Source organism: Micromonospora sp. DT227, from assembly GCF_049841835.1.
GTDB lineage: Bacteria > Actinomycetota > Actinomycetes > Mycobacteriales > Micromonosporaceae > Micromonospora.
Genome location: NZ_JBNCLA010000010.1, coordinates 90,451 through 105,182, shown reverse-complemented (window position 1 = coordinate 105,182; position 14,732 = coordinate 90,451). Strand labels below are relative to the sequence as shown.

Genomic DNA, 14,732 nt, shown 5'->3' with positions numbered 1-14,732 from the left:
GCGCCCGGCTCACCATCGGAAGCCGGCGGTCACCGCGCGGTGGTCGGTGTCCGGCGTGTGCACCACGCCGGCGGCGGTCGGGGTGAGCCCCCGGTAGAGCACGTGGTCCGGGCGGGTCACCGGCACCTCCGCCGGCCAGGTGAAGCCGAAGCCCTGCCCGGCCTCGGCCTGCGCGTTGCCGAGCAGTCGGGTCAGCGGGTCGAAGACCCGGTCGGTGGTGGCGGTGTTCAGGTCGCCGAGCACCACCAGTCGATCGGCCGGGTCGGCACGGACGGCGCGGGCCAGCGCCGCCACCGTCTCGTCGCGGGTGGTGGTGTGGCCGGCGCGGGCGGAGCCGAGGTGGACGACGTACACGGTCAGGTCGCCCTGCGGGGCGGCCACCACGGCGCGCAGCGCGCGGTCCCAGCCCAGGCCGGTGTCCACGCCGCGCGTCTCGCGGATCGGCCAGCGGCTCCACAGCGCCACGGTGGAGACGGCCGTCCGGTGCGGGTAGCGGCCGGCCAGCACGGGCGCGATCCGCTCCCCGTCGGCGACCTCCTGCAACCCGATCAGGTCCGGGGCGTCGGCGGCCAGCGCGCCGACGGTGGCGGCCGGGTCGGGGTTGCCGGCCCGCAGGTTCTGGCTGGCCACCCGCACCGCGGTCCCGTCGGCGCCGGCCGCCGGGGGCAGCCAGGCCCGGCCGAAGAGCCCGGCCCAGACCAGCGCCGGCACCAGCACGGCGAGCAGCGCGCGGCGGGAGCGGCGCAGCAGCGCCGCGAGCCCGAGCAGGGGTACGCCGAGACCGAGCAGCGGGGTGGCGCTGTCCACCAGGCTGCCCAGGCCGTGCACGTTGGGCACCGCCCGGTGCCCGACCAGGAGCACGGTGAGCAGCACGGCGCAGGAAACGATGATCAGGCCCCGCCGTCCCCGCCGGCCGGCGGGCTCACCGGCGGCCCGGTCGTCGACCATCTGCTCCGTCACCGTCGGAATCGTATCGAGCGCCCGGGCGACCGGTGCGCCGGATTCCGGTACCCGCACCGGCCCCGGGACGGTGGTGGGTGGAGACGGCCGGCCTCGGCGGGTCGGAGTCGATCACGTGGCCGGGCGACCGGCGGCTCCTCCCCCGATCGGAGGAGGTCGCCACGACACGACGCGCTGGCCGCCGCGCGCCCGGATCATCCCGTCGAATCCGTCACGACCGACTTGACGGAGACCAGAGGTTCGACAGTTTGGTGATCCACTGACGGTTATGCCGCAGCGGATTCCGGCAAACTGTGGCGCATGCCACCAACCACCCCGATGGCAAGCGCCGAGAAGCTGCCTAGCCTCGGCGGGTGCATCCCGACCACCGCGCCCCCCAGTCATCGCCCGCGAACCGCCCGGTTGGCCGAACGATCGACCCGGCATCGGCCGAACGGCGAGTGGGACGGCACCGCGCCCCGGAGCCGCCCCGGCGCGGCGCGGCCCGCTCCGTCCCCGGCCGGATCGCGGTGGCCACCGGCGTCACCTGCTGCCTCGGCCTGATCGGCGTGGCCGGCGTCGGCGAGGCCGCCCCGCCGACCGTGGAGGTACGCGAGGCGCTCGCCGACCGGGTCGCCGTCGAGCAGCGCGCCTCCCGCGACTTCACCCGGGCGGCGCCGCCCGCCGTCGTCCCGGCCTCGCCCGTCCCGGTCGCCACGCCGAGCCCGACGCCGGCCCGGAAGCAGCCACCGCGGAAGGTGGTCCGCCCGAAGCACCCGCGTCCCGTCGCCGGCCTGGACCAGCGGCAGATGGACAACGCGAAGGCCATCGTCGACGTCGGCCGGGACATGCGCCTGCCGCGCCGGGCGATGGTGGTGGCGGTGGCCACCGCCATGCAGGAGAGCGACCTGTACAACCTGGCCAGCGACGTGCTGCCCGAGTCGTTCGGCCAGCCGCACCAGGGCAGCGGCTCCGACCACGACTCGGTCGGACTGTTCCAGCAGCGCCCGAGCAGCGGGTGGGGCACGGTCGCCGAACTCATGCGACCGGCGTACGCGGCCCGGGCGTTCTACGCCGCGCTGGCCGACGTGCCGGGCTGGGCGGACATGAGCGTCACCGGCGCGGCCCAGGCGGTGCAGATCTCCGCGTTCCCCGACGCGTACGCGAAGCACGAGAAGCGGGCCACCACGGTGGTGGCGGCGCTGTCCTGAGGCCCGGAGCGTCGTCTCACCGGCCGGCGGCGGCGGTGGGGGTGTCGGCGGGCACCCGGGCGCCGGAGAGGATCTCGTCGACCCGGGCCTCGCGGCGGCGGCGGGCCAGCAGCGCGGCCTCGAACTCGCGGCGTGCCCGCAGCGCCTCCGCGTACGCCTCCTCCCGCACCAGGCGGGCCTCCTCGCGGGCGGCGTCCAGCTCGGCGCGCGCCCGGGCCACCAGGTCGGCGGCCTCCCGTTCGGCGGCTTCCCGCTCAGCGGCCGACGGGCCGGCCGGGACGTCGGCGTCCGACGGGCCGGCCGGACCAGGCCGGTCGGCCGGCGCGGCGCGGCGGCGCAGATAGTCGCAGAGGTGCCCGGCGTCCAGCCGGATCCGGTCCCACTCCCGGCCTGCCCCCGCGACGCCCTCCGCACGCGCCGCCAGCCGGCGCAGCCGGAGATCCAGCTCGTCCAGGCAGGCATCCACCTGACGCCGGTCGTAACCGGCCTCCACCACCGAGAACCTCATGCTGTCGCCCCCCAGGCAGCCGGCGTGCGTCCCCCACCTGACGATCCTGCGGGGCGGGCCGGACCGCCGGCGGCCGTTCACCGGAAATGTTCAGCATCCGGACACCGGGACGCGCGGGTTGTCAGGAGTGCTTGGGGAGCACGACCACCCGGCCGAAGAACTCGTCGATGCGGCGCACCACGTCGTTGAAGTCGTCCAGGTCGATCGGCTTGGTCACGTACGCGTTGGCCTGGAGCGTGTAGCTGCTCACCACGTCCGTGTCGGCGTTCGAGGTGGTCAGCACCACGATCGGGATGCTCCGGAGGTTCTCGTCCCGCTTGACCTCGCCGAGCACCTGCCGCCCGTCCATCCGGGGCATGTTGAGGTCGAGCAGGATGACGTCCGGTCGCTGCGCCCCGGTGTGCCGGCCCTCGCGACGGAGGAACTCCATCGCCTCCTCGCCGTCGGCGACCACGTCGATGACCTTCTCGACGTCCGACTCCTCGAGGGCCTCCTCGATCATCAGGACGTCGCCCGGGTCGTCGTCCACCACCAGGATGCGGACCGGGCTCGGACTGGGCTGACCCATGGGGCTACCTGCTTCGTCTCGGGGAGGGCACCGGCCGCGCGGCCGGACGCTGGGCGGGAAATCTATCCGATCAGGAGCCGGCCGACCGCGTCGGGTCGGCCGTGTCACGGTCGTGGCGCAGCACCTCGGCCAGCCCGGTCACCTGAAGCACCCGGGCCACCCGGCCGGTCGCCCCGGTGAGCCGAAGCCAACCACCGTCGGCGGCGACGAGATTGTCTCCACGGACGAAGGCAGCGATGCCCGTCGAGTCGCAGAACGTCAGCTCGGTGAGGTCGAGCAGCAACTCGCGGCGGCCGTCGGCGACCAGCCGGTCGATCTCGGCGGTCAACTCCCCGGCCGTGCTCAGGTCCAGTTCACCGGCGAGCCGGAGGCAGGTGACGCCCTGGTCCCAACGGGCGGACGTGACGGTGAACGTCACCGTGGCCCCTCTCTCGCTCCCACCGCAGGCGAATCCTTGCAGTGCAGCAAGTATAGGGGGCGTTCGGCCCGATCCGGATCAGCGGCCCGCCGTCGCCGCCACCCGGCCGCCCACCACGGCCCGCCCCCGCTCCAGGAAACCGGCCGCGCGGGGGAAGTCCCGCAGTTGCTGTCCATAGTGGTCGAGCGTGACGCCGACCGCGTTCGCCGGCACACCGCGGCTGACCAGGATCTCCACCAACCACTCGACGAACTCGGCGAACAGCGTCCCGTCGTCCACGTAGAGCGCGGCGGCCAGGAAGTCGACGATGTAGCCCAGGTCGCCCACGGTCGAGTCGAGCTGCGCCGGCGTGTAGTCGACCACCGCCGGCACCCGCTCGCGCAGGTCGGCGAGCGCGCTGTCGATCAGCTCGCCCCGCCGCTTGACCAGGCTGGCGTACTCGTCGTCGGCGAGGTGGTCCAGCTGTGCGGGCGGCGTCGCGCGCAGCGCCCGGTCGTCGGCGACCAGGTCGGCCGCGGCCGGCGCGTCCGGCGCCCACGCCACGCCGAGCACCCGCGCCCAGCGGCCGTCCACGCCGAACCCGCGCCCGCCCACCACCACCGGCACGTCGGACCGGCGGCACGCCTCGATCATCCGGTGCGCGTGCGGCAGTCGCATCGGCAGCGCGCAGGCCAGGGCCACCGCGTCGGCGTCGTACCGGTGCAGGTAGGACACCAGGTGCGCGGCCGGCACGCTGGCCCCGAGAAAGACCACCTGCCAGCCGCGCAGCCGCAGCACCTCGGCGACCAGCCGGGCCGGCAACGCGTGCCACTCACCGTCCATGCAGGCCATCACGATCCGGCCGCGGGTCACGCGCGGATCGGCGTACGCGGCGACCGCCGCCACCACCCGCTCGCTGATGTGGGTGGCGGCGTGCTCCTGCGCCACGCTCCACTCGTTGCGCGCCCACCGCTCGCCCACCTCGGCCTGCGCCGGGGCGACCAGGTCGAGCAGCACCCGCTCGGCCGGCACGCCCGCCTCCAGCAGCCCTCGGGCGACCGCCACCGCACCCTGTTCGTCGGCCTCGGCCAGGCACTCCAGATAGCCGGCGAACGCGTGCGCCGGGCCGGCTGCGGTGGTCGTCGCGGTCACTCGGGCAGCTCCCTCGTCGGTTCGGCGCTCGTCGGGCCGGGCACCGCGTGCAGGTGGCGGGACGCGCGGCCGGCCGCACCGGTCGCCCGCAGCGCCAGCACCGCGATGTCGTCGTGGTCGCCGTGGGCGAGCCAGTCGCAGGTCACCTGCTCGACCCGCTCGGCCAGCGCCGGGGCGGGCATCCGGTGACAGCCGGTCACGGCGGTGAGCAGCCGGTCCGCGCCGAACTGCTCGTCGCCGCGCCACCCGCCCCGCGCCTCGGTCACGCCGTCGCTGTAGAGCAGGCAGGTCTCGCCCGGCGCCAGGTGCACGGTGGCCTCGCCGATCCGCGGGTCCGGCACCACGCCGATCAGCATGCCGCTCAACGGCACCACCTCGACCTCGCCGGAGGCGCGCAACACCAGCGGCGGCAGGTGACCGCCCCCGGCCAGCGTCAGCGTCAGCCCGCCGTCGCGGTGCGGCCGGGCCACCCCGAGCACCATGGTGGCGAACCGGCCCTGCCCGTGGGCCTGGGTGGTCTCCAGCAACGCGTCGTTGAGCAGCTTCAGCAACCGCCCCGGCTGCGTCTCCACCCGGTGCAACGCGTGCAGGCACTGACGGAGCTGGCCGGTGAAGACGGCCGCCTCCACGCCCTTGCCCGACACGTCGCCGAGAAAGAAGACCGAGCCACCGTCGGGCAGCCGGTGCGAGCCGTAGAAGTCGCCGCCGATGCGCAGACCGGCCTGCGCCGGCCGGTACGCCGTGCCCCACTGCACGCCCGAGGCCTCCGCCGGCTCGACCGGCACCAGACTGGCCTGCAACGTGTCGGCGACCTCGGCCTGGTCGCGGTACAGCATGGCGGTGGTCAGCGCCGCGCCGGCCCGGGCCGCGAACGCGCGCACCAGGTCGATGTCGGCCTCGTCGTACCAGCGGCCGGCCCGGCGCGCCACCAGCAGCACGCCGACCGGTTCGTCCCGGCCCGGCAGCGGCACCACCCGGGCGGTGGCGCCGGTCACGTCCAGGCCGGGTAGCCAGCCCGCCTCGGCGGCCTGCTCGACGAGCCAGTCCAGCGCGTGCGGCTCGGTCCCGGCGAGACCGGCCTCGATGGCCGCGGGCAGTGCGGCGGCGGGCAGCACACCGCTGTCCACGGCGGGTACCTCGTCCTCGGCGCGTACCGCCCGCCACCAGCGGGCCCGGCCGGAACGCGGGGCCAGCACCAGCACCGCCACGTCGGCCACCGTGGGCACCGCCAGCCGCGCCACCGCGGCGGCGGCCCGGTCGGGGTGCAACGGATTGCCGAGCTTCTCGCCGACCACGGCGAGGAACAACGAGCGGGCCCGCTCGGCGAGCAGGGCGTCGGCCCGGCTGACGCTCTCGGTGACGTCCTCCACGTACCAGCAACGCCGGGCGTGGGAGAGCGCGACCGGGCGCAGTCGCAGCCGCCGGTCGTGGTGGGTGAACTCGACCCGACCGTCGCCGCCCAGCGCCGCGACGCCGGCGGCGGCGAGCACCTCGCCCGGCACGACCTCGGGCACCAGCCGCTCCGCGACCGGGCTCACGTGCCGCACCACGCCGTCGGCGTCGCAGACGATGAGACCCTCACGGAAGTGCTCCACGACCTCGGACCAGTCGGGGACGACCGGCGCGTCGTGGTCGGGGGCCAGCGGTGGGAGCGCAGACGTCGTGGGAGCGTCGGCGGACCACACCCGAGCCCGGTCGGCACTCGGCGTGGAGATCCGTCCGTCGCCCGGGTCGGAACCCCTGACGTCGGCAGCAGTCACCAGCTGAGCCCACTCTCCTCGTCGACATCGGCGGAGCGCCGCAAGTGGCGCGTGTGGTCATATCTCGCCTCCCCACCCTACGCCGGTATGCCCGCGGCGCCACTCGACGACGGCCCTGGCCCGCGAGCACACGACGAGCGCCCCGGCGGTGGGGTTGTTACGATCCGGGCGTCCCTGCCAGACCGGCAGCCTGCGGAAAGGCGTGATGGTGGTTCCTCAACGGAGAAAGCCCGAAGCGACGCCGCTGAGCATCTCCGTGGACCGTTCCGACCCGGACGCCCCGGTCGTCCGCGTCGGCGGTGACCTGGCCTACGCCACCGCGACGCCGCTGCGCGCCGAGATCGACCGCCTGCTCGCCGCGGGTCCCGCCCGGCTGGTGCTGGACTTCGGTGACCTGGTCTTCCTGGACAGCACCGGCCTGTCGGTGATCGTGCACGCCTGGCGCGAGGGGCAGCAGGCCGGCACCGGCATCGAGCTCCGGGCGGTCCCGCGCTTCCTGGCGACCATCCTCGACATGACCGGCGTGACGGGTCTGCTGGACCGCCGGCCGGCCGACGGCCGGGCATCCGGTTCCACCGCGTCCGCCTGACCCCGGAGGTTTCCCGACCACCGGCGGCTGGGAACATGGTCCTGTGCTCTCCCCGCTGTTGACCATCGAGGTGGACCGGCCCGACGCCGGCTCCGCCCGCCTCCGGCTGGCCGGCGAGCTGGACTTCGACACCGCGCCGGAACTCGTCGAGGCCGCCGCCCGGCTGCGCCGCGACGGCCACCAGGAGCTGTGGCTCGACTTCACCGACGTGACGCTCTGCGACTCCTCCGGCCTGAGCGCGCTGGTGCTGATCCACCGCGCCGGCACCGGCGCGATCCACCTGCGCGGCGTGAACGCGCAGATCCGACAGCTGCTGGACCGCACCGGGCTGGCCGAGCTGCTCACCGCCCCGCCGCAAACGGCGGCCGGCGGCGCCCGCGAGGTGGGCTGACCGACCCGCGTCGCGCCCCGGGCAGGGGGCGGCCCCCGACCCTGGGACCAGGGGCCGGGGGCCTGGAGGAAAGCTCAGACGACGGGCACCACGGCCGGCCGGCGGGGAGCGCCGTCACGCGGCTCCCCCACCGCCGACGAGTCGACGTCCTCCGGCACACCGGAATCAGGCGTCTGGAACAGGTAACGGACGAAATCTCCGGCGCCGTCGTCGTCCGCGCCGGGCCACTGCCCGACGCAGTCGACGCCGACCACCTCGCGTCCACCGCCGTCCGCGCCCTCCAGCAGCGCCCAGAGGGTCACCGGATAGCAGCGGGTGACCTCCGGGCCGACGCGCCAGCGGGCGTACCAACCGGGACGAGCGGGGACGATCTCCACGATCCGTTTCATGACGACCTGCCCTTCCGCGTGCGTCGGAAGTTGTCCGGTCCGCCCCGATCGTGCGACGCCATCGGGTGACCGCCCCTCACCCGCAGCGAATGAAGCTCCTCGCCCCGCCGGACGTCGTTAGCTTCCCGGCGGCACCGGGAAGGCGACCGGCGCAAGCGCAACCGACCAGGAACGAGGTGCGACGATGCGCAAGCAGATGGAGGGCGACAACCAGCGCCGCCGGGCCCTCGCCCGCCAGGCCCGGGAGCAGGGCCGGCGACCCAGCCAGACCGGCGCCAGCCTGAGCGCGTCCAAGCAGGTCACCTCGCTGGACCAGCACGAGCGGTCCGGCCCGCCGCCGGCCGGTCGACACAAGCCGGACAGCACGCGGGGTGGGCCGGCGCCGCCCGCGGTCGGGGTGGCGGAGCGACCGCGACCGCTGCCGGACCCGCCGTCCGGCCGGGGTGTCCCACGGGGCTACCGGGACCTCGTCGACGACGTGAGCCGGCGCGCCGGCGTCGACTTCGCCGAGGCGAAGGTCGCGGCGGAGGCCACCGTGCTGGCCCTGGCCTGGGCGCTCGACGAGGCGGAGCGGGAACGGCTGCTCGCGGCCGTGCCGGTGAAGCTGCACGACGTGGTCCCGGTGGACGGCATCGAACGGCGGCAGGACCTGCCGGGCTTCCTGGCCGAGGTCGGGCGGCGCAGCCGGCTCACCCCGGAACAGGCGCGCTACCAGGCGGAGGCGACCCTGGCCGCGCTCGCGGACGCGGACGCCGAACTGGTCGGGTCGTTGCGCGTACCCGACGGGTTGCGGGACCTGCTCGGACCGGCCGACTACGGCGGCGGTCTGGTGGGCGCCAGCTCCGCCACCGCCCCGCTGACCGAGTCGGAGCTACGCGACGCGCTCGCCACGCTGCCGTACTGGTCCAGTGACCGGCGCTCGCTGGTGCGCACCATCGAGTTGCCCGGCGGCAACCTGGACCGGGTGCTGGACCGGCTGGACCGGCTCCGGGCCGAGGGCGGGCGCGGCCCGCAGATCGGCCGGCCGGACCCGGACAACGCGGTGCTCACCGTCCGGACCCAGCAGACCGACGGCGTCACCACCGCGGACGTGGCCCTGGCCCACCGCGTCGACGACGCCATCGACGAGGCCGGCGCCGGCATGGCCGCCGGCTGACCCGCAAGGAGGGGCCCCCGCTTAACGCCTCCGGTAGAGGCGGGGGCCCCGCCCAACACGGCACGCGCGCCGGTAGCGTGCCGAAGGTGGAGAGCGACACCGAGGTGTTGGAGATCGTCGTCGACCCGGCCCGCCCCACCGGGCGTACGCTGCTCGCCGACGGGGTCGAACAGTCCTACGTGGACGTCGCCGACGCTCGTCACCTGCACTTCGAGTACGTGCGGCGGATCGCCACGGTGATCGACCTGAGCGCCCCGCCCGGGCAGCCGGTGACCGCCCTGCACCTGGGCGGCGGCGCGCTCACGCTGCCCCGCTGGCTGGCCGCCACCCGGCCCGGTTCGGCGCAGCGGGTGGTCGAACGCGATCCCGGCGTGGTCGAGCTGGTCCGCCGGAAGCTGCCGCCGCTGCCGCCCGAGGTGGTGGTCACGCTGGGCGACGCCCGCGACGCGGTGACCGGGGCGCCGGACGCCGCCTACGACGTGGTGGTGGGCGACGTCTACCGGGCGGCCCGGATGCCCGCGCACGTGGCGGCCCTCGAGTTCGCCGCCGAGGTGGCCCGGGTACTCCGTCCGGACGGCGTCTACCTGGTGAACCTGACCGACCTGCCGCCGCTGGCGCACACCAGGGCGCAGGTGGCCACGCTGCGCGCCGTCTTCGCCGAGGTGTGCCTGCTCACCGACCGGCGGATGCTGCGCGGCCGGCGCTACGGCAACGTGGTGCTCGCCGGCGTGCTCCGGCCGGGGCGACTGCCGGTACGCCGGCTCGCCGCGCGGGTCGCCGGTGACCCGGTGCCCGGCACCGTGCTGCACGCGGCGGCACTCGACACGTTCGCCGCGGACGCCTGGCCGGTCACCGACGCCGACCTGGGGTGAGCCCTCGGGCCTTCCCACCGGCAGGGCGGAGCCGCGCCGGATGACCGACCCGACCCGGGGTGAGCCCCGGGTTTCTCCACCGGCAGGGCGGGTAGCCGCGCCGGATGAGCGTCGCCGACGACCGGTCCACCGCCCGCCGGACGGTGATCGTGATCGGTCTGGTGCTGGCCACCGTGGTCGGGTTGGCGCTGGTCTGGGCGACCCGTCGGGTGCTCGTCTGGGGCCTGGTCGCGGCGTTCCTCGCGGTCGCGCTCAAGCCGCTCGTCGACCGGCTGGAGCGTCGGGTGCACCGGCGGGCGCTGGCCACCCTGCTGGTTTTCCTGGCCACGTTCGTGCTGCTCGCGGCGTTGGGCACGATGATCGTCCTGCCGTTGGTGGACGAGCTGGGCCGGCTCGCCGACCGGGTGCCGGAGCTGGTGCACGACGCCCAGGCCGGGCGGGGACCGATCGGCCGGCTGCTGGACCGCCTGCACCTGCTCCGGTACGCCGAACCCGGACAGTTGCGCCGCTACGGCTCCCGGCTCGGCGAGCCGACCGTCGGGCTGGTCCGGGGCGTGGCGCAGGCCGTCGCCGCGTTGGTCACGGTGGTGGTGCTGGCGTACCTGATGGTGCTGGAGGCGCCGCGGATCGTGGCGACGACGCTGCGGCTGGTCGGGGACGGCCCGGCCGAGCGGCTGCGGCGCATCGGGCGGGACTCCTCCCGGATCGTCACCGGCTACCTGAGCGGGAACCTGGTGATCAGCCTGATCTGCGGCGGCCTGACCTTCGTGGTGCTGCTCCTGCTCGGGGTGCCGTTCGCCGCGGTGATCGCGCTGGTGGTCGCCGTGTTCGACCTGATCCCGCTGGTCGGGGCCACGTTGGGCGCGATCGTCGCGGCCGGCGCGGGCTTCGCGAAATCCCCCACCGCCGGCGTCGTGGTGCTGGTCTTCTTCGTGGTCTACCAGCAGGTGGAGAACCATCTGCTGCAACCGGTGATCATGGCCCGCGCGGTCCGGCTGAACCCGTTGACGGTGCTGGTCAGCGTGCTGCTGGCGGCCGAACTGGCCGGTCTGGTCGGCGCGTTGCTGGCGATCCCGGCGGCCGGCGTCGTGCAGGTGCTGCTGCGCGAGTTCGTCCCGGCCGGGCGGCTGGCACTGGGCACCCCGGCCGACGGCACGGGCGCCGCCGACGGCACGGGCGCCGCCGACGGCACGGGCGCCGCCGACGGCACGGGCGCCGCCGAGGGCATGGCCCAGGCCGACGGTGCGCCGGGCGAGCACAAGGAGCCGGCCGGCGGGCCGGATCCCGTGGCGCGGGACCGGCCGCCGGCCGGCGGATGAGCTTGCGGGTGTCAGGGCCGGCGGACCAGCTCCGGCGACTCGCTCTCCAGCGGCACCGCGTTGGCCGGTACGAGGCCGAGCTGCACGGCCGGCCGGGGCAGCGTCGCGTCGAGCGCCCAGTCCGCGGCGACGCGGGGCCGGTTGCCGGGCATCGCCAACAGGTGGTAGCCGCGGGTGACCGCCTTGGCCGGCAGGCCGGACAGCGGCACGTGCAGCGGGTTGGCCGCCGCGTCCTTGCCGCCCAGGTCCACCACCCAGCCCAGGTCGTGGTGCTGGTAGGACTTGCGGGTGCCCTGCCCGTACGAGGCGGCGATGTTGTGCGCGGCCAGCTTGCCCTGCCGCTGGGCGTGCTGCGCGGTCATCGCGCACACCTGCCCGGGGCGGGTCGGGTCCGGGACGGCGGCGGCGTCGCCGCAGGCGAACACCTCCGGGTACCCGGGGACGTTGAGGAACTCGTCCACCACCAACCGCCCCTTCTCGGTGCGCAGGCCCAGTTCGGCCACGAACGGGTCCGGGCGCACCCCGACGCACCAGATGAGGCTGCACGTGGGCACGTACTCGCCGTCGGTGAGCATCACGCCGTCCGGGGTGGCCTCACCGACCGAGGTGCCCATCCGCACGTCCACGCCACGGCGGCGCAGCACCCGGTCGGCGGTGACGGACATCCGCCGGTCCAGTTCGGGCAGCACGCGCGGGGCGACGTCGAGCAGCATCCAGCGGGGCCGGACCTTCAGGTGCGGGCGCTGGGCCACCAGCCGGTCGGTGAACAACTGGCCGTGGGCGGCGACCTCGGTGCCGGTGTAGCCGGCGCCGACCACCACGAACGTGGTGCGGGCCCGCTGCTCGGCCGGGTCGTCGGTCAGCTCGGCCAGCTCGACCTGCCGGACCACGTGGTCGTGCAGGTAGAGCGCCTCGGGCAGGCCACGGAAGCCGTGCGCGTACTCGGTGACCCCGGGGATGGGCAGCAGCTTGTTGACGCTGCCGACGGAGAGGATCAGCCGGTCGTACGCGAGCTGGCCGTGCTCGCCCTCGGCGGAGCGGTAGCCGACCCAGCGGTTCTGGAGATCCACCCGGTCGGCCTCGCCGACCACCACCCGGACGCCGTCGAGCGTGCCGGCGAGCGGCACCGAGATCCGGGTCGGCTCGACCACGCCGGCCGCGACCTCGGGCAGCAGCGGCAGGTAGAGGAAGTAGTCGGTCGTGTTCAGCAGGACGATCTCGGCCCGGTCGCGGGCCAGCCGGCGCAACGTCTTGGCCGCGTGGTACCCGGCGAACCCGGCCCCCACGATCACCACACGTGGTTTCGTCATGTCTGCTGCCGTTCCCGGGCAGACCTCCGACAAACGTCCCGGTCAATCCATCCACGGTGAACGATATGGACATTCCTCGTGATCGGCGCGAGGATGCCGGGATGGGAAACCACGAGACCGCCGAGGGCCGACCCACGAGGTCGAGCCGGCGTACCTTCCTCACCGCCTCGGCCGCGGCCACCGCCGCCGCCGTCGCGACGCCGCTCGCCGCGAGCCCGGCGGTAGCGGGGACCGACGCGCCGCGTGGTCCGGGGCGGCCGGCCCGGCCGCAGCCGCCGGACCGCGAGCTGACCGCGCTGCTGCGCGAGATCGACCGGGCCCGGATCGAGGCCACCGTCCGCCGTCTGGCCGCGTTCGGCACCCGGCACACGCTCTCCAGCCAGACCGATCCGGTACGCGGCATCGGCGCCGCCCGGGACTGGATCCACGCCCAACTGACCGGGTACGCCGCCGCCTCCGCCGGCCGGATGACCGTGGCACTCCAGTCGTACGTGCAGGAGCCCGCCTCCCGGATCCCGACCGCCACCACCATCACCAACGTGGTGGCCACGCTGCGCGGCGACGTCACGCCCGAGCGGGTGTACGTGATCACCGGCCACTACGACTCCCGCGCCACCGACGTGATGGACGCGGTCAGCGACGCGCCGGGCGCCGACGACGACGCGTCCGGCGTGGCCGTGGTGCTGGAGCTGGCCCGGGTGCTGGCGAGCCGGCGCACCGAGGCGACGATCGTGCTCGCCGCCGTCGCCGGCGAGGAGCAGGGCCTGTACGGCTCGGCGTACCTGGCCGGCCGGTTGAAGGCGGCCGGCGTGGACGTGCAGGGCATGTTCAGCAACGACATCGTCGGCAGCAGCACCGCCGACGACGGCACCCGTGACCCGCGGACCGTGCGGCTGTTCGCCGAGGGCGTGCCGACCGCCGAGACGCCGGCCGAGGCGAGCGTGCGGCAGTCCGTCGGCGGCGAGAACGACTCCCCGTCCCGGCAGCTCGCCCGGTTCGTCACCGACGTGGCGGACCACGGCGTGACCGGGATGGACGTCCGGGTGATCTACCGGCGGGACCGCTACCTGCGCGGCAGCGACCACATCTCGTTCCTGCGGGAGGGCTGGCCGGCCGGCCGGTTCACCGAGCCCGCCGAGGACTTCGCCCACCAGCACCAGGACGTCCGGGTGGTCGACGGTGTGCAGTACGGCGACCTGCCGGAGTTCTGCGACTTCGACTACATCACCCGGGTGGCCCGGGTGAACGGCGCGGCGCTGTGGTCGCTCGCCCAGGCCCCGGGCACGCCGAAGGGCGTCACCGTGGTCACCACGAACCTGACCAACGACACCACGCTGCGCTGGCAGCGCGGCCCCGAACCGGACCTGGCCGGCTACGAGGTGGTGTGGCGGGAGACCACGGCCGCCGAGTGGCAGAAGGTGCTGGCGGTCGGTGACGTCACCGAGGTGACGATCGACCTGTCCAAGGACAACGTGTTCTTCGGCGTACGCGCGGTGGACCGGGCCGGGCACCGCAGCCCGGTCGCGTTCCCGAAGCCGGGAAGCTGAGACGCCGTCCGGTCAGGGTGTCGGCGGGGCCGTGATCGCCCAGCGCTCGTGGTCCCGCCACGCGCCGTCCACGAACAGGTAGTCCGGGGAGAACCCCTCCAGCCGGAACCCGAGGCGGCGGGCCAGTCGCTTCGACGGCGCGTTGCCGGGCTGGATGTTCGCCTCCAACCGGTGCAGCCCGAGCGCGCCGAACGCGTGCGCGATCACCAGCCGCACCCCGGCCGAGGCGTGCCCGGTGCCCGCGTACGGGCGGAATGCGGCGTAGCCGAGGTAGCCGCCGCGCAGCGCGCCCCGCACGATGCCGCCGATGTTCGCGTACCCGGCGATCGCACCGCTGGCCCGGTCGCAGAACAGGAAGCCGGAGGTGTCCTGCCGGCGGATCCGGCGCAGGTACGCGGCGTACCGTTCGGCGTCGTCCGGTGCGGTCAGCCACGGGTGGTGCAGGTCGCGGCTGCGCCGGGCGGCGGCCACGAACTCCGCCTCGTCGCCGGGCCGGGGGCGGCGGATCGCGACGCGGCCGTCACTACGCAGGTATCTCACGAGGCACCACTCTCACCCATCCGCCACCCACATCCCCACCCGGTGTCTGATTTGTGGGGATATGGGGTGGCGGGGGTCACCGGC

General features: G+C 75.0%; 16 protein-coding genes. 7 read left to right on the top strand and 9 right to left on the bottom strand.

Translation table 11 applies throughout. The features are described 5' to 3' along the window. Nucleotides 1–9 precede the first annotated feature (9 nt). Nucleotides 10–960, bottom strand: coding sequence for an endonuclease/exonuclease/phosphatase family protein (locus tag ACLQ2W_RS27900; protein WP_425790087.1), 951 nt, complete (start codon nt 958–960; stop codon nt 10–12). Between the two features lie 353 nt (nt 961–1,313). Between ACLQ2W_RS27900 and ACLQ2W_RS27895 the strand changes: the two genes are divergently transcribed. Next, nucleotides 1,314–2,150: a hypothetical protein gene (locus ACLQ2W_RS27895; RefSeq protein ID WP_425790085.1), complete on the top strand. Its 837-nt coding sequence runs from the start codon at nt 1,314–1,316 to the stop codon at nt 2,148–2,150. A 16-nt stretch (nt 2,151–2,166) separates the two neighbouring features. On the opposite strand, the gene ACLQ2W_RS27890 is transcribed toward ACLQ2W_RS27895, so the two are convergent. The 5 genes from ACLQ2W_RS27890 to ACLQ2W_RS27870 form a co-directional block, all read right to left on the bottom strand. Further along, nucleotides 2,167–2,658: an ATPase gene (locus ACLQ2W_RS27890; protein WP_425790083.1), complete on the bottom strand. Its 492-nt coding sequence runs from the start codon at nt 2,656–2,658 to the stop codon at nt 2,167–2,169. 121 nt (nt 2,659–2,779) lie between these two features. Next, nucleotides 2,780–3,226 carry a response regulator gene (locus ACLQ2W_RS27885; RefSeq protein ID WP_425790081.1) on the bottom strand — a complete coding sequence of 149 codons (447 nt, stop codon included), beginning with the start codon at nt 3,224–3,226 and terminating at the stop codon, nt 2,780–2,782. A 70-nt stretch (nt 3,227–3,296) separates the two neighbouring features. Next, complete coding sequence (locus tag ACLQ2W_RS27880) at nt 3,297–3,644, bottom strand: STAS domain-containing protein (RefSeq protein ID WP_405093959.1); 348 nt, start codon at nt 3,642–3,644, stop codon at nt 3,297–3,299. Nucleotides 3,645–3,722: 78 nt separating this feature from the next. Beyond that, nucleotides 3,723–4,775 (bottom strand): cobalamin B12-binding domain-containing protein, encoded by a 1,053-nt coding sequence (locus tag ACLQ2W_RS27875; RefSeq protein ID WP_425790078.1) that lies wholly within the window; start codon nt 4,773–4,775, stop codon nt 3,723–3,725. Then, nucleotides 4,772–6,535 (bottom strand): PP2C family protein-serine/threonine phosphatase, encoded by a 1,764-nt coding sequence (locus ACLQ2W_RS27870; RefSeq protein WP_425790076.1) that lies wholly within the window; start codon nt 6,533–6,535, stop codon nt 4,772–4,774. The genes ACLQ2W_RS27875 and ACLQ2W_RS27870 overlap by 4 nt, the downstream gene beginning before the upstream one ends. A 256-nt stretch (nt 6,536–6,791) precedes the next feature. On the opposite strand from ACLQ2W_RS27870, the gene ACLQ2W_RS27865 reads away from it, so the two are divergent. Further along, the gene (locus ACLQ2W_RS27865; RefSeq protein ID WP_425790074.1) at nt 6,792–7,124 is read left to right on the top strand and encodes an STAS domain-containing protein; all 333 of its coding nucleotides are present in this window, start codon (nt 6,792–6,794) and stop codon (nt 7,122–7,124) included. A gap of 43 nt (nt 7,125–7,167) precedes the next feature. Beyond that, nucleotides 7,168–7,515 carry an STAS domain-containing protein gene (locus ACLQ2W_RS27860; RefSeq protein ID WP_425790072.1) on the top strand — a complete coding sequence of 116 codons (348 nt, stop codon included), beginning with the start codon at nt 7,168–7,170 and terminating at the stop codon, nt 7,513–7,515. A 74-nt stretch (nt 7,516–7,589) separates the two neighbouring features. On the opposite strand, the gene ACLQ2W_RS27855 is transcribed toward ACLQ2W_RS27860, so the two are convergent. After that, nucleotides 7,590–7,904: a hypothetical protein gene (locus tag ACLQ2W_RS27855; protein WP_425790070.1), complete on the bottom strand. Its 315-nt coding sequence runs from the start codon at nt 7,902–7,904 to the stop codon at nt 7,590–7,592. A gap of 184 nt (nt 7,905–8,088) precedes the next feature. Between ACLQ2W_RS27855 and ACLQ2W_RS27850 the strand changes: the two genes are divergently transcribed. The 3 genes from ACLQ2W_RS27850 to ACLQ2W_RS27840 all read left to right on the top strand — a co-directional run bounded on the left by ACLQ2W_RS27850 (nt 8,089) and on the right by ACLQ2W_RS27840 (nt 11,251). Next, the gene (locus tag ACLQ2W_RS27850; protein WP_425790068.1) at nt 8,089–9,060 is read left to right on the top strand and encodes a DUF2267 domain-containing protein; all 972 of its coding nucleotides are present in this window, start codon (nt 8,089–8,091) and stop codon (nt 9,058–9,060) included. 86 nt (nt 9,061–9,146) lie between these two features. Next, the gene (locus ACLQ2W_RS27845; RefSeq protein ID WP_405093952.1) at nt 9,147–9,932 is read left to right on the top strand and encodes a spermidine synthase; all 786 of its coding nucleotides are present in this window, start codon (nt 9,147–9,149) and stop codon (nt 9,930–9,932) included. A gap of 104 nt (nt 9,933–10,036) precedes the next feature. Then, nucleotides 10,037–11,251 (top strand): AI-2E family transporter, encoded by a 1,215-nt coding sequence (locus ACLQ2W_RS27840; protein WP_425790066.1) that lies wholly within the window; start codon nt 10,037–10,039, stop codon nt 11,249–11,251. An 11-nt stretch (nt 11,252–11,262) separates the two neighbouring features. On the opposite strand, the gene ACLQ2W_RS27835 is transcribed toward ACLQ2W_RS27840, so the two are convergent. After that, complete coding sequence (locus ACLQ2W_RS27835; RefSeq protein ID WP_425790064.1) at nt 11,263–12,561, bottom strand: NAD(P)/FAD-dependent oxidoreductase; 1,299 nt, start codon at nt 12,559–12,561, stop codon at nt 11,263–11,265. Nucleotides 12,562–12,662: 101 nt separating this feature from the next. On the opposite strand from ACLQ2W_RS27835, the gene ACLQ2W_RS27830 reads away from it, so the two are divergent. Continuing rightward, nucleotides 12,663–14,108 carry a M20/M25/M40 family metallo-hydrolase gene (locus ACLQ2W_RS27830; protein ID WP_425790062.1) on the top strand — a complete coding sequence of 482 codons (1,446 nt, stop codon included), beginning with the start codon at nt 12,663–12,665 and terminating at the stop codon, nt 14,106–14,108. Nucleotides 14,109–14,120: 12 nt separating this feature from the next. Here the strand turns inward: ACLQ2W_RS27830 and ACLQ2W_RS27825 are convergent, their stop codons facing one another. Continuing rightward, nucleotides 14,121–14,648: a GNAT family N-acetyltransferase gene (locus tag ACLQ2W_RS27825; protein WP_405093948.1), complete on the bottom strand. Its 528-nt coding sequence runs from the start codon at nt 14,646–14,648 to the stop codon at nt 14,121–14,123. Between the last annotated feature and the right edge of the window lie 84 nt (nt 14,649–14,732).

Bases quoted from the DNA above. Each gene is read 5' to 3' on its own strand.
- ACLQ2W_RS27855 (WP_425790070.1), bottom strand. From the start codon at position 7,904: ATGAAACGGATCGTGGAGATCGTCCCCGCTCGTCCCGGTTGGTACGCC.
- ACLQ2W_RS27885 (WP_425790081.1), bottom strand. From the start codon at position 3,226: ATGGGTCAGCCCAGTCCGAGCCCGGTCCGCATCCTGGTGGTGGACGAC.
- ACLQ2W_RS27840 (WP_425790066.1), top strand. From the start codon at position 10,037: ATGAGCGTCGCCGACGACCGGTCCACCGCCCGCCGGACGGTGATCGTG.
- ACLQ2W_RS27850 (WP_425790068.1), top strand. From the start codon at position 8,089: ATGCGCAAGCAGATGGAGGGCGACAACCAGCGCCGCCGGGCCCTCGCC.
- ACLQ2W_RS27830 (WP_425790062.1), top strand. From the start codon at position 12,663: ATGGGAAACCACGAGACCGCCGAGGGCCGACCCACGAGGTCGAGCCGG.
- ACLQ2W_RS27890 (WP_425790083.1), bottom strand. From the start codon at position 2,658: ATGAGGTTCTCGGTGGTGGAGGCCGGTTACGACCGGCGTCAGGTGGAT.
- ACLQ2W_RS27835 (WP_425790064.1), bottom strand. From the start codon at position 12,561: ATGACGAAACCACGTGTGGTGATCGTGGGGGCCGGGTTCGCCGGGTAC.